This window comes from Chryseobacterium sp. GTID13, assembly GCF_056172655.1.
Genome location: NZ_JAOCMB010000005.1, coordinates 693224 through 706969, shown reverse-complemented (window position 1 = coordinate 706969; position 13746 = coordinate 693224). Strand labels below are relative to the sequence as shown.

Below are 13746 nucleotides of genomic sequence, written 5' to 3'. Positions count from 1 at the left end.
TCTTTTCCTAATTCTGAAGGAAAGATGGAAAACTTTAAAGTAAGAGAAAATTCAAACTTTGATCCTCAGCTTGCCGCAAAGTATCCGGATATCAAATCTTACGTAGGCGAAGGCCTTACCGACTCTAATTCAACCGTTTATTTCAGTATCTCCTCACTTGGCCTTTCCTCTATGGAAATCTATGGAGATAAATCTGCTGTTTTTATTGAGCCTTACACCAAGGATCTCTCTTCTTATGTAGTATACAGAAAATCCGACAAGAAAGACAATCTTAATAAATTCGAATGTACGGTTATCGATGTAGCCCAAAAAGGGGTACCCAATAACACCCTTGCTGCCAGACCCAATGCAGACGATGCCAAGCTGAGAACATTCAGACTCGCTCTTTCAACTACCGGAGAATATACAACGTATTTTGGAGGCACTAAAGCAAATGCTCTTGCTGCCATCAACAATACAATGACCCGTGTAAATGGTGTTTTTGAAAAAGATTTTGCAGCAAGAATGGTTCTTATCTCCAATAATGATGCTGTAATTTATACCGACTCCTCTACAGATCCATATTCTCCAGCTTCAGGAATGAGCAACTGGAACTCACAGCTTCAAAGTACGCTTACTTCCGTAATCGGAGAAGCCAATTATGATATAGGACACTTATTCGGAGCTTCAGGAGGTGGTGGAAACGCAGGATGCATCGGATGTGTTTGTACAAACGGCTCAAAAGGAAGCGGATATACTTCACCGGCAGATGCTATTCCTTCGGGAGATAACTTCGATATCGATTATGTTGCCCACGAAATGGGGCATCAATTTGGAGGAAACCACACCTTCTCTATGAATAACGAGGGAACCGGCGCTAATATGGAACCGGGCTCAGGATCAACCATTATGGGGTATGCAGGGATTACTTCTCAGGATATCCAGCCTCATTCCGATGCGTTTTTCCATGCGATAAGCATCCAGCAGATCACCAATAATATTAAAGCTAAAACATGCCCGGTAAGCACTTCTACAGGAAATGCCATTCCTACAGCCAATGCCGGCCTTGATTATACGATTCCTAAAGGCACACCTTTCATGCTTACAGGAACAGGAACCGATGCCAACGGAGATTCATTAACCTACATCTGGGAGCAGATGGACAACGCTTCATCATCCCAAACCGGAGCAAGCTCGGCAGCCAGTGCTACCAAAGCATCAGGTCCAACTTTCAGATCATGGACTCCTACAACTTCTCCTACAAGATATTTCCCGAGAATGGCATCTATCCTGGCAGGAGCTACAACTACAGCGGGATCAGAGATCACAGTTGAAGCACTTTCCAACGTAGCCAGATCATTAAATTTCAGATTTACAGTACGTGATAACAGAGCCGGAGGTTCAGGAAATAATTCCGACGATGCTTTAATTACAGTAAACGGAACAGCAGGACCTTTCAGTGTTTCTTCACAAAACTCTGCAACTACCTACACGGGAGGAACCTCACAAACCGTAACATGGAATGTGGCCGGAACAACCGCCAATGGTGTGAATGCTGCCAATGTAGACATTTTATGGTCAACTGACGGTGGAAATACATGGACTACCCTTCTTGCAGGAACTCCAAACGATGGAACACAGGCTGTAACCATTCCAAATTCATCCACAACAACAGGAAGAATTATGGTAAAAGGCTCAAACCACATCTTCTTTGATGTAAATAATGCCAATATCACAGTAAATGCAGGCAGCGGAGGTACAGATACCGTAGCACCTACAGCCCCTACCCTTGCAGCTTCCGGAACTACAGCCACCAGCACTAACCTTTCCTGGAGCGGAGCTACAGACAACGTAGGCGTTACAGGATATGATGTATACATGAACGGATCCGTGATTGGAAGTACAGCATCAACTACTTATACCGTAACAAGTTTAACTCCTGCAACCACTTACAGCTTCACTGTGAAGTCTAAAGATGCAGCAGGAAACGTTTCTCCTTCAAGCAATACAGTAAGCGTTACCACTCTTTCAGGAGGTACGGTAACTTACTGCTCTTCTTCTGCAAGCAATACAGCAGATGAAAGAATCGGAAATGTGAAATTCGGAACCATCAATAACACTTCAACAGGAACAGCAGGTTATGAGAACTTCACTTCGATTTCTACCAACGTAACAAAAGGAAGCGCTTACACCATCTCCATAACTCCAACATGGACTTCAACGGTTTACAGCGAAGCTTATGCGGTATATATTGATTATAACGGTGACGGTGACTTTGCAGACAGCGGAGAACTAGCATGGTCTAAAGCAGGTTCCACCACTACCCCTGTAACAGGAAGCATCACTATCCCTGCGACTGCTACTACAGGCTCTACAAGAATGAGAGTCATGATGAAGTACAGCTCTGTTCCTACTTCTTCATGTGAAGCCTACACTTATGGACAGGTTGAGGATTATACCCTGAATATTGTTTCTTCAGGAAGAGGAGAACTTACGGATACCAAGGATCTGATCACTGATATCAAGTTATTCCCAAATCCGGCAAGAGATGTATTACATATTTCAAACGCAACATCAGAAGATTATAAAATCTTCGATATGGGTGGAAAACTAATCAATTCAGGAAAACTTGAAAGAGGCAGCGTTAATGTAAGCGGACTTATCAAAGGAGCTTATATGATCCAGGTTGGAGAAACTGCCAAGAGATTTATTAAAAATTAATAACCATTTAGTCAACACTTTGGAAGACTGCCTTCGGGCAGTCTTTTTTATGCCAATGATTTTAAGATTGTCATATATATCAATAATATAAATTAGCTTTTAAAACCATCTCATTAATGTTTAAAATTTAATCATAATTAATTATTTAAATAAAATCAACTAAAATTTGAAATTTTTAATTTAAATTTATCATTCAAATATTTTTGTACTGTTACCCGATCAGGCTTGATGCATTCTGATACCAGATCTTCAACTCACACACTCATACATATAAGCCTCTCTTTTTAATTTTTATTTCTTAAAAAATTCTGCAATGATCATTGTTGAGATAAGCCTATTTCATAAACCAAAAAAACAGCTTAAAAAAATAACCATAAAAACTTTTACCATGAAACATTTATTGAAGTACCTCTTTTTACTGACAACCGTATTCTTTTCAGTTGGCTGTAGTTCAGACAATGAAGAAACCGAAAACCCCACGGGAGTCGTTACCCATGTATTCTATAAAAACGCAGATGAATTCGCTTTAACCTATGATCCGGCCGGAACGGTTAGCCAGGCTATCAGAAATCAGGCGTTTGATTTATACAAACAGGGAAAATGGAGCGAGCTTGAAGCGCTTTTTAATGCCAATAATCTCAATGGCGGCTGGCCTCCTGCCAATGGCGGATACAATATCGTTGATGATGTTCCGTTTCAGGCAGGACAAAAATTCGACAGGTATAGCGGGGCTGTTGGCAGCTATGACGGAACGGGTGTCCCTACGTTAGGCGGTAGCTTTACAAGCCCGATCATCAATGGATATGTGTACACTTTCTCCCAAAGAGCACTAAACCAGCCCGAGAACAAATATGATTTCTATTACGAAATAGATGTTTTGAATAATTTACTACCTTTCAAATCTCAAACGGCAGATGTGATTCCCTGGTTTAACCAGATTGGCGGAGGAAAACAGACGATGTGGAAAATCCCGATTGATGTGACAACAGGTTATCAGAAAACATGGAATAAACTGGCACAGGAAGGATATGTAAAGATTACCATCAAAAAGAGCCCGAGCGGAAAATACAATAACCAGGTAGGCACAGTGATTCAGCAATAAATAAACTCAGATGTATTCTATATCAAAAAAATAAAACTCATCAGGCAGGCAGCCCTTGCCCAAAACCATTTCAGCAATGATGAAATCATCCCGGCAGCTGTAACCCAATTCGTATGTTGTGATTGCGGTCAGGAGAATTCCATTGAAATCTTTCCTTATCAATCAGGGTTCCCTATTTTTCAGATTTACAATAATGATCAGGTATTGTCAAAAAAACAATTACTGGAAAACAAAATCGTTACTGAAACCTCCCGTAGAATATCATATCTCGGAGAGTTAACCGTAAAAGATTTACCTACGTTATATTTTGGAACAGACTGTCAGAATTGTCACTCAAAATACTTCTGCGTATTCAGTTACGGGGAATGGCAGCCGGGATTGACTCTTTTAAACATTTCCGGTGTCTGGAAATATGAAGAATTGGAATAACTGCTTATATTTATTCTTAAACCATTAAGAGAAGTGAAGGGATTAAGGTAAATTAAGAAAAATCAAGATGGTCTTTCAAGTGCATCCTTAAAATAGCGAAGCTCATCTTAATATCCTTAAAAACTTAATAATCCTTAATGGTTCAAATTAAAGGTTCAAAATTATCATTATTATCATTTCAGAATTTTAAAATATAATCCACGGTTCAAGCTGTGGATTTTTCGTAGAAAGCTTTTTTTAAAAAGCATTATTTAATTTTTATCGGGACAGATATGTAAGTGCATGACAAAATTTTCAAATTCGTTTTCTATCTTTGCTGTAAATAATAAAATTCATGGATAAAATTGATAGTCTGAACCAGGTAGCAGAATTCCACACCACTTTTAAAGCCCCTATTTTAGATACCCCACAAATCCCTTCCCAGGAAAGATGCAACCTGAGAGTTGAACTTTTACAGGAAGAATTAAACGAACTAAAGCAAGCCATTGCCGATAATGATATTGTAGAAATTGCCGATGCACTGTGTGATCTTCAGTATGTTTTAAGCGGAGCCGTGCTGGAATTCGGACTTGGCAATAAATTTGTAGAGCTATTTAACGAAGTACAGCGTTCCAATATGTCTAAAGCTTGTGATAATGCAGAGCAGGCAGAGGAAACTGTAGCATTTTATAAAGAAAAAGAAGTAGAATCTTTTTATGAAAAATCGGGAGAGAAATTTAACGTCTACAGAAAAGCAGACCATAAAGTTCTTAAAAACAAGTACTATTCTCCTGCAGATTTAAAAACAATTATCGAAAAATAATATGAAGAAATTTATTACCAATATTGTTGCCGTTTCAAGCTTTGTCCTGGTGTCCCAGCAGTTCAGTGCCCAAAAAGTAGTGATGAACCGTGAGGTAGAGACTCAGAATGACGGTAAAATGCTTTTAGGAAACCAATTCAAAGAACAGTTCTTAAAAGCTCCGTATGCAGACTGGTATGTAAAAGAACATGACGAATACGCCATTGACCAGAAAGCCATCGGTGAACTGAAAAAAGCTAAGTTTAACACCTATTCCCTGGTTGTTTTTATGGGAACATGGTGTGAAGACAGCCACAGGGATTTCCCGAGACTGATGAAAATCCTGGAAGAGCTGAAATTTCCTGATAATAAATTGACGATCATTGCCGTAAACCGCAAAAAGAATCCCCTACCGGAGATGAGGTACGCTATAACATCCAGAAAGTCCCTACCATTATTGTTGAAAAATACGGTAAAGAGATCGGAAGGATCATAGAAATGCCTACCACCGGGTATATCGAAAGGGATCTGGTTGAAATCATGAAAAAAGACGACAGTTCTGTAATCAAAGAAATTTTTAACAAATAAAATTGAGAAATTACAAAGTAATCATATCATTTGCGGCGGGAATTCTCGTTATGCTCATCGTGTTCTTCGGGCTTAAATCATGTTTAAATCCTGGCAGAAAGACGGAAAAGTCAGACTATTATATCCTGACCAACCAGATTTCTAAAATGAATAAAATGGTCGTTATGGAGCAGGATATTTCCAGCATGCAGAAAACCAAGATGGGCTATGAGGTGTTTGGAAAAGAAGTTTCAAACAACAGCATTATTACCTACACCAAAACCAATGCTCAGGTTTCCTATGATCTTAATAAAATGAAGATAGAGGTTGATTCCATCAACAAAAAGTTAAGAATCACCGAACTGCCTGATGCGGAAATAAGAATTACACCCAGCGTTGAGATCCAGTCACTGGACGACTCATTTTTCAACAGGATTTCTGAAAAAGACATTAAAAATGTAACCCAGAAGGCCAAGGAAACTGCGATACAATCCGTCAATCAGAACCAGCTGAGAACGGAAGGCCACAAACAATTACTTGAAAATCTCAATAATATTTTCGTTTTGGCAAAAGCTTTGGATTATACCATAGAAGATGAAACCGGCAAGCTCGGTGTTTTAGGACTCTAAAAATATACGCTATGGATTCAAAAGACAACAAAAAGAAAGAATCTGCCAACAGTGCAGAAACAAAAAAGCAGAACCAGGATTTTCAAAATATTCCTGCTTCATCAGAAAAAAGTAATCCCCCTGATATTGATAAGGAAGATGTTCAGAAATCTTCAAAAAACAAATCGGGAAAAACGGATAATACTAAGAAATAAACAAAAGGTTCTGTCTAAAATAAGACGGAACCTTTTTTATTGACAACTTTTTAAATGTTTAAACCATTAAGGTTTATTAAGTTATTAAGAATATTAAGAAGAGCTTCGCTTTAAGCACAAGTCTTAAGAAAATCATTTGATTTTCCCTTAACTTCCCTTAAACACTTAATTTTTCTTAATGGTTCAAAAAATAATTATTATTAATTTTTAAGTTTCAAACAGCATAAAAACGAAAGATTCCGCCCCAATGGGACAGAACCTTTCTAACTAATCTATTATTTATGTGAACTTTTGTTTAAAAACTATACGATTGTAGATTTTCCAATCTTAATATTTTCAAAATTGTAATAAGACTTCTCGGAATATTTAATGTAATCTGCAATAAAACTTCCTACTTCACTCGTGGAATAATGCTGCTCCGAATTAAGATCCACAGTAACATATCTGTTCTCGATAGCATGCTCCACTGCCCTTCTCAATTTATCTGCTGCTTCGGGAAGTTCAAGATAATCAAGCATCATCGCTGTACTGAGGATGGATGCAACAGGATTGGCAATTCCCTTTCCTTTTGCCTGAGGATAGGAACCATGAATAGGTTCAAACAAAGCATTTTCCTCACCTATCGATGCCGATGGTAAAAGCCCGATAGAACCTCCGATAACACTCGCTTCATCAGAAATAATATCCCCGAACATATTTTCGGTCAGGATCACATCAAACTGTTTTGGATTCAGAACCAGCTGCATGGCTGCATTATCTACAAATATATAATCCAGCTGCACATCAGGGTATTGCGGGGCAATTTTCTGGCAGGTCTTTCTCCAGAGCCTTGACGTATCCAGAACATTAGCTTTATCGATCAAAGTAAGCTTCTTTTTTCTTTTCTGTGCTTCCTTAAAAGCCATATGGGCAATGGGAATAATCTCTTCTGTGCTGTATTTACAGATATCATAGGCATATTTACCATCCGGATCTGTAAATTTCTCACCAAAATAAATACCGCTTACCAGCTCACGGAAGATCTGGATATCCGTTCCTTCAATGATTTCTCTTTTCAGCGGACTTTTATCAATGAGTGAAGCATAGGTTTTCAAAGGTCTGATATTGGCATATAGCCCCAACTCTTTCCGGAGTTTCAGCAATCCCTGTTCAGGTCTCACCTTAGCCTCGGGATTATTGTCGAAAACAGGATCTCCGATCGCTCCGAAAAGTACGGCATCCGAATCTTTACAGATCTTTAAGGTTTCTTCCGGAAGAGGATCGCCGGTTTTAAAAATAGCTTCAGCCCCCATTAATCCGTAGGAAAACTTGAACTGGCATTGAAAAACTTCTGCCACAGCATCCAAAACTTTGACACTTTCACCAACCACTTCGGGCCCGATCCCGTCTCCGGGCAAAACTGCTATTTTAAAATAACTGTTGCTCATATTTTTGTGTTTTTTGTTCAAATTGTTGTATTGCCTGTTTCTTGCTGATCAAATAGTCGATATCGTCATAGCCGTTCAGCAGGCATATTTTTTTATAGGAATCAAGCTCAAAGGTCTCGGTTGTATCTTTAAAGCTTACCGATTGTAATTCCACATCAATAGCGATTTCATTATCAGGATTTTCGTGAATGCCTTCCAGAATTTCTTTTAAAAAGCCTTCGGAAACTTTTACAGGCAGAAGTCCGTTATTCAAAGCATTTCCTTTAAAAATATCAGCAAAATAGCTTGATATGATGACTTTAAAACCATAATCCGTTAAAGACCAGGCGGCATGTTCACGGCTGCTTCCACAACCGAAATTGTTTCCTGCAACAAGGATTTCACCACTGAATTTAGGATTGTTCAAAACAAAATCCGGATTCGGTTCCCCTGTATGGATATTGAATCTCCAGTCCCTGAACAGATTCTCTCCAAAACCTTTTCTGTCAATACTTTTAAGAAATCTTGCCGGGATAATCTGGTCTGTATCTATATTTTCTGCCGGCAGAGGCACTGCGCGGGATTTTAAAACAACTAATTTTTGCATGTACTTTTTAATAGATTTAGTTTAAACTTTCAAAAGCAGATATCTTACCTTCTATCGCTGCTTTTGCTGCCGTAAGCGGACTTGCAAGAATTGTCCTCGCACCCTGCCCCTGCCTGCCTTCAAAATTTCTGTTGGATGTGGAAACACAATATTCTCCTTCAGGAATTTTATCGTCATTCATGGCCAGACACGCTGAACATCCGGGCTGGCGGATCTGGAATCCTGCATCGCTGAATATTTTATCCAGGCCTTCCTCATAAATCTGTTTTACGACCTGCTGGGAACCCGGAACAATTAAGGCTTTTACCTTCTCCGATTTATTTTTTCCTTTAATATACTGTGCTGCAGAACGGAAATCTTCTATCCTGGCATTGGTACAGCTTCCGATGAAAACATGATTCACTTCGATACCTGAAACCTCCTGTCCGGCCTTAAGTCCCATATATTGCAGGGCTTTTTCTTCAGACTCATTTTGCGGAGCAGGAATTACTTCATTCACTGAAATTCCCATTCCAGGGTTGGTTCCGTAAGTAATCATAGGAAAGATCTGTGATGCATCAAACGTAAGTTCTTTATCAAAAACAGCTCCTTCATCCGTTTTAAGGGTTTGCCAATAGGCTTGTTTTTCTGTCCATTCTTCACCTTTAGGGGCAAATGTTCTTCCTTTTACATAATCAAAAGTAGTCTGGTCAGGTGCGATCATCCCACCTCTGGCTCCCATTTCGATACTCATATTGCAGACTGTCATTCTACCTTCCATAGACATTTCTTCAAAAACATTTCCGGCATATTCACAGAAGTAGCCAGTTCCGCCATCGGTTCCTATTTTGGAAATAATGTATAGAATGACATCTTTCGGCTGAACATTTTCATTCAGTTTTCCGTTAACTGTTATCCTCATGGATTTAGGTTTGTCCAGCAGAAGACACTGGCTTGCAAAAACCTGCGCTACCTGGCTGGTTCCAATCCCAAAAGCAATAGCCCCGAAAGCACCGTGGGTAGAAGTATGGCTGTCTCCGCATACGATACTCATTCCGGGCTGGGTAATTCCCAGTTCAGGAGCGATAATATGTACAATTCCCTGATAAGGATGTCCCAGGCCGAATAATTCAATATTATTTTTTCTGCAGTTTACCGTGAGCTGCTCCACCTGATTTCTCGAAAGCTCGTCCCGGATCGGTTTTTCCTGGTCAAGCGTCGGAACATTATGATCTGCAGTCGCTACGATCCGGTTGGGTCTGAAAACTTCAAGATTCCTTGCTTCAAGTTCTGCAAAAGCCTGAGGACTGGTAACCTCATGGATCAGATGTTTGTCTATATAAACGATTTGAGGTCCGTCCGGAACCGTTTCTACTACGTGGGCATCCCAGACTTTATCAAAAAGTGTCTTTTTTATGTTGTCCATATTCAATTTTACCTGATTTTTAATCTATACTACCCTATTTTTCTGCTGCATGTTTCCATGATCATATAGAGATCGTCGTTTTTCACTTCTTTCTTCCGGTCGGCAATCTTTAAAAACTCCTGATACAGGAAATCAAGCTCATTTTTAGTGATGTCGTAACCGATATGCTTGAACCTATAGGCCAAAGCCGAACGTCCGCTTCTCGCAGTAAGAATAATGGAAGAAGCATTAACTCCGACTTCCGCAGGGTCAATGATTTCGTAAGTTTCCCTGTTCTTGATCACCCCATCCTGATGAATTCCCGAGCTGTGCGCAAAGGCATTGGCTCCCACAATAGCTTTGTTGGGCTGTACCGGCATTCCCATCAGGTCTGAAACCATAAGGCTCATTTCATTAAGCATCTTTGAATTGATATCCGTATGAAAATTCAGGCCTTTATGCTGTTTCAAAATCATTACCACTTCTTCTAAAGCTGTATTTCCGGCTCTTTCTCCTAACCCGTTGATCGTGCATTCGATCTGACGGGCTCCGTTGATGGCTCCGGCAATTGAATTGGCTGTAGCCAACCCCAGATCGTTGTGACAGTGGCATGAAAGAACTGCTTTTTCAATACCCTTTACATTTTCTTTCAGGTATTTTATTTTCTGGCCGTACTCTTCAGGTAAGCAATAGCCCGTTGTATCAGGGATATTCAAAACTGTAGCTCCAGCTTTAATGACTTCTTCACAAACTTTTGCCAGGTAGGCATTATCCGTTCTTCCGGCATCTTCAGCATAAAATTCAACATCTTCCACATAACTTTTTGCATACCTTACAGCTTCTGTTGCCCGTTCAATAATATCTTCCCGTGTTGAATTGAATTTATACCGGATATGGGAATCGGAAGTGCCTATTCCCGTATGGATACGTGGTCTTTTTGCATATTTAAGGGCTTCCGCAGCCGTATCAATGTCTTTTTTATTCGCCCTTGTTAATCCGCATACTTTTGCATTCTTTACCAGCTTGGAAATCTCTGAAACAGATTCAAAGTCTCCCGGGCTTGAAATTGGAAAACCGGCTTCAATTACGTCAATCCCTAGACTATCAAGCTTCTCAGCGATAATCAGTTTTTGTTTTGTATTCAGTTTACATCCGGGAACCTGTTCCCCATCCCTCAGCGTAGTATCAAAAATTTCAATTTTTTCGGAATTCATAATGAACTTTTTTACTTAATTTTGATCAAAACTACCGCTTACAATATTTTTGCATTTCCATTTTGGCTGAAAATTACAATATTCAACAACCGGAAAATCAATTTTATTTATCTGATAATCAAAATATTATATTTTATAAATTTACAATGGCAGAATTGCAGAAAGATTTTTTGTTTGTACTGATCAAGTCATTAACCACTTCTGAAAAACGTCAGTTCAAGCTGTACGTCAATCGACTGGGAATTAATGTGGATGCTAAATTCCTGCTCCTTTTTTCGGAGCTCGACAAAATGAAAGAATATGATGAACATATCATCATTGAGAAAAAAATTTCAACCAAACAGCAGCTTTCCAACCTGAAGGCCCACCTTTATAAGCAGATCCTGGTGAGCCTCCGCATGAATCCCAGCCATCAGAATTACAGAATACAGCTTCGCGAACAGCTTGATTTTGCGAACATTCTATATCAGAAAGGGCTTTATAAACAGGCTTTGAAGATACTGGATAAAACAAAGCAGTCTGCCCTGGAACTGGATGAAAAAAGTATAGCTTCCGAAATTATAGACCTTGAAAAAGTAATTGAATCCCAGTTCATTACACGAAGTATAAAAGGAAGAGCTGATGAACTGATCCTGCAATCTACAGAAATCAGCAAACAGAATCATTATGCCACTGAACTTTCTAACCTTTCCCTGAAATTGTACAGTGAAATGCTGATGCATGGCTATGTGAATAATGATGCGGACCGGGAAAAGGTTTTGGAACTGTTTAATGATCAGATTCAAAAAATAAAGCTGGAAAAGCTTAATTTCACGGAGAAGCTATGGTACTTTAAAGCTCATGTCTGGAAAAACCAGCTGCTTCAGGATTATAAGTATACGCTGAAATACGCCTATCAATGGGTAGATCTTTTTCATAAAAAACCTGAAATGATCCTTAGCCATCCGGTATGGTATATCAAGGGAAATACTTACCTGCTGAAGATCTTGTTCCTATATGGGAATATTGATATTCTGGAAGAGCATTTTGAAAATTTCAACACGATGGTGAATTCCCAGAATTTTGCCCAGAATGAAAACCTCCAGGCTTTGATTTTCCTTACCCATTACAATACTCTGATGAACATCCATTTTGTGAAAGGTGAATTCTTTACCGGCACAAAGCTTATTCCTGAAATTGAAATGAAGATGGAAAAACTCAGGGAAAGAATTGATGAACACCACTTTATGATCCTTTATCTGAAAGTGGCTGCCATGTTTTTTGGAAGTAAAATGTTTGATAAATCCATTGAATATTCCATGAAAGTGGTTGAATGCAAAGGGAATGTTCAGGAGGATCTTCTCTTCCATACCCGTATCCTGATTTTAATGGCCAAATATGAGTCAGGTAATGATGAAGATTATGATGAATTCATCAATTCAACGCTGAAATTTGCCCGCAAAATGAAAAAGCCTGAAGCTTTCCATTTTGAAAGTATTCAATTCTTTAAAAATATTAACAACCTGGTTTTAAGCCGTCAGCAGGAATCATTTAAAGCATTTGATAAAATACTGGAAGAGTTTTCAAAAAATGAATATTACAGAAGATCCTTACTGTATATTGATATTCACGGCTGGGTAAAATCCAAGATCAGAAATGTGGATGTCATTGAGATTATCAAGCAGAAAGTACGGTATAAAAGGAAGAAATAAATCGTCTGGTGGCTGAGGCTCCCGAAGCCACCAGACCTTAAATCGAAATTCTTTCCAGAAACTTCAAGGCATTTCCATGACTGATCTTCTCCATCAATTCGGTTGAAAAATCCTTTTCAAGCCTTCTGTTGATCGTATTAAATGCTGAAGCATCATCATATCCTTCAAAGAAAAAAGGGTAACGGGATTGGTCCGGATGGGCTTTATCATGAAAAAATCCAGGCCGTACGCAATGGCATCTTCCCCACCCAGATCAAGCCCGTGCTGGATATGTTCATATAATCTTTCAGGGCTGTTGTCATCCAGCCAGTCCTTTATAAGATTGAGACCTATCAAGCCTTTTCTTTTAATCACTTCCTGGGCAAGCTCGTCCGGAAGGTTTCTTTTCTTATGCTGAATGCTCCGGTAATTGGAATGGCTTGCCAGAATGGGAATGCTGTAGTTTTTCTGATCTATATAATTCAAAATATCATAAGCCAGCTGATCGCTTGTATGAGCCAGATCTATAGCAATTTTTCTGTCTGCAATATAATCTATCAGGACTTTTCCATCGTCTTTCAGTCCGGCTTCGGAATTATTTCCGCCTCCAAAACGGTTTTCTGTGTGATGAGTGATTCCCAGGTAAAGAATTTTCTTCGTGTTCCCAATAATGGTTTCCAGGTTTTTAAAGCCTGATTCCAGGGTATCATCTTCGCTGCAAAATCCTGAGGCATTTTCAATGGAAGCGATAACCCCTACTTTATCGATATTTTCAGTGTTTTTATAATTCTCTCCTTCAAATAAGAAAAAGTTTTCGCTTTTTATCAGTTCGGAAAATATTTGACTCTGCTTTATCCCATTCACAGAACTGTTTCCCCCTGTACCGGAATATATGGCCATTACCTGAAGCTTCACGTTTCCCTGTTTTAAAAAAGGAAGCGAACAACCCAATTCCCTATCACCAATTGCCGAACCTTCTTCAAGTAAATAGCATAATAAATCGCAGTGTAAATCAATATTAAAATTCATGTGATTAATTGGTAAATTATTTATTGTTTTTTTT

12 protein-coding genes are annotated in these 13746 nt (G+C 39.1%); 7 read left to right on the top strand and 5 right to left on the bottom strand.

Annotation, left to right across the window (positions count from 1 at the left end; all coding sequences use genetic code 11):
• Positions 1-24 precede the first annotated feature (24 nt).
• The 6 genes from N4G44_RS09350 (at position 25) to N4G44_RS09325 (ending at position 6402) form a co-directional block, all read left to right on the top strand.
• Positions 25-2700, top strand: a complete 2676-nt coding sequence (locus tag N4G44_RS09350) for a reprolysin-like metallopeptidase (RefSeq protein WP_474926220.1) — start codon at positions 25-27, stop codon at positions 2698-2700.
• Between the two features lie 388 nt (positions 2701-3088).
• Positions 3089-3802, top strand: coding sequence for a hypothetical protein (locus N4G44_RS09345; protein ID WP_474926217.1), 714 nt, complete (start codon positions 3089-3091; stop codon positions 3800-3802).
• Between the two features lie 763 nt (positions 3803-4565).
• On the top strand, positions 4566-5033 hold the full coding sequence (locus N4G44_RS09340; protein ID WP_073063272.1) for a pyrophosphohydrolase domain-containing protein: 468 nt from the start codon (positions 4566-4568) through the stop codon (positions 5031-5033).
• Between the two features lies 1 nt (position 5034).
• Positions 5035-5508 (top strand): thioredoxin, encoded by a 474-nt coding sequence (locus N4G44_RS09335; protein WP_474926215.1) that lies wholly within the window; start codon positions 5035-5037, stop codon positions 5506-5508.
• Positions 5509-5602: 94 nt separating this feature from the next.
• Positions 5603-6208 (top strand): DUF4230 domain-containing protein, encoded by a 606-nt coding sequence (locus N4G44_RS09330; RefSeq protein WP_474926214.1) that lies wholly within the window; start codon positions 5603-5605, stop codon positions 6206-6208.
• Between the two features lie 11 nt (positions 6209-6219).
• Positions 6220-6402 (top strand): hypothetical protein, encoded by a 183-nt coding sequence (locus N4G44_RS09325; RefSeq protein ID WP_048504084.1) that lies wholly within the window; start codon positions 6220-6222, stop codon positions 6400-6402.
• A 302-nt stretch (positions 6403-6704) separates the two neighbouring features.
• Here N4G44_RS09325 and leuB read toward each other — a convergent pair whose 3' ends face one another.
• Genes leuB through N4G44_RS09305 form a run of 4 tightly spaced genes read right to left on the bottom strand, consistent with a single transcriptional unit; the run spans position 6705 to position 11013 of the window.
• Positions 6705-7829 carry a 3-isopropylmalate dehydrogenase gene (gene leuB / locus N4G44_RS09320; protein WP_474926212.1) on the bottom strand — a complete coding sequence of 375 codons (1125 nt, stop codon included), beginning with the start codon at positions 7827-7829 and terminating at the stop codon, positions 6705-6707.
• Positions 7810-8415, bottom strand: coding sequence for a 3-isopropylmalate dehydratase small subunit (gene leuD / locus N4G44_RS09315; RefSeq protein ID WP_474926211.1), 606 nt, complete (start codon positions 8413-8415; stop codon positions 7810-7812). Before leuD ends, leuB begins: the two co-directional genes overlap by 20 nt.
• Positions 8416-8431: 16 nt before the next feature.
• Positions 8432-9820 (bottom strand): 3-isopropylmalate dehydratase large subunit, encoded by a 1389-nt coding sequence (leuC, locus tag N4G44_RS09310; RefSeq protein ID WP_474926210.1) that lies wholly within the window; start codon positions 9818-9820, stop codon positions 8432-8434.
• A 29-nt stretch (positions 9821-9849) separates the two neighbouring features.
• Positions 9850-11013 carry a 2-isopropylmalate synthase gene (locus N4G44_RS09305; protein WP_474926209.1) on the bottom strand — a complete coding sequence of 388 codons (1164 nt, stop codon included), beginning with the start codon at positions 11011-11013 and terminating at the stop codon, positions 9850-9852.
• A gap of 146 nt (positions 11014-11159) precedes the next feature.
• Between N4G44_RS09305 and N4G44_RS09300 the strand changes: the two genes are divergently transcribed.
• Positions 11160-12704, top strand: a complete 1545-nt coding sequence (locus tag N4G44_RS09300) for a hypothetical protein (RefSeq protein WP_474926206.1) — start codon at positions 11160-11162, stop codon at positions 12702-12704.
• Between the two features lie 93 nt (positions 12705-12797).
• Here N4G44_RS09300 and N4G44_RS09295 read toward each other — a convergent pair whose 3' ends face one another.
• Complete coding sequence (locus N4G44_RS09295) at positions 12798-13712, bottom strand: dipeptidase (protein WP_474926203.1); 915 nt, start codon at positions 13710-13712, stop codon at positions 12798-12800.
• Positions 13713-13746: the final 34 nt, after the last annotated feature.

Coding starts and splice junctions, on each gene's coding strand:
- N4G44_RS09305 (WP_474926209.1), bottom strand. CDS start 11,013: ATGAATTCCGAAAAAATTGAAATTTTTGATACTACGCTGAGGGATGGG.
- N4G44_RS09340 (WP_073063272.1), top strand. CDS start 4,566: ATGGATAAAATTGATAGTCTGAACCAGGTAGCAGAATTCCACACCACT.
- N4G44_RS09295 (WP_474926203.1), bottom strand. CDS start 13,712: ATGAATTTTAATATTGATTTACACTGCGATTTATTATGCTATTTACTT.
- N4G44_RS09350 (WP_474926220.1), top strand. CDS start 25: ATGGAAAACTTTAAAGTAAGAGAAAATTCAAACTTTGATCCTCAGCTT.
- leuB (WP_474926212.1), bottom strand. CDS start 7,829: ATGAGCAACAGTTATTTTAAAATAGCAGTTTTGCCCGGAGACGGGATC.
- N4G44_RS09345 (WP_474926217.1), top strand. CDS start 3,089: ATGAAACATTTATTGAAGTACCTCTTTTTACTGACAACCGTATTCTTT.
- leuC (WP_474926210.1), bottom strand. CDS start 9,820: ATGGACAACATAAAAAAGACACTTTTTGATAAAGTCTGGGATGCCCAC.
- N4G44_RS09300 (WP_474926206.1), top strand. CDS start 11,160: ATGGCAGAATTGCAGAAAGATTTTTTGTTTGTACTGATCAAGTCATTA.
- leuD (WP_474926211.1), bottom strand. CDS start 8,415: ATGCAAAAATTAGTTGTTTTAAAATCCCGCGCAGTGCCTCTGCCGGCA.
- N4G44_RS09325 (WP_048504084.1), top strand. CDS start 6,220: ATGGATTCAAAAGACAACAAAAAGAAAGAATCTGCCAACAGTGCAGAA.
- N4G44_RS09335 (WP_474926215.1), top strand. CDS start 5,035: ATGAAGAAATTTATTACCAATATTGTTGCCGTTTCAAGCTTTGTCCTG.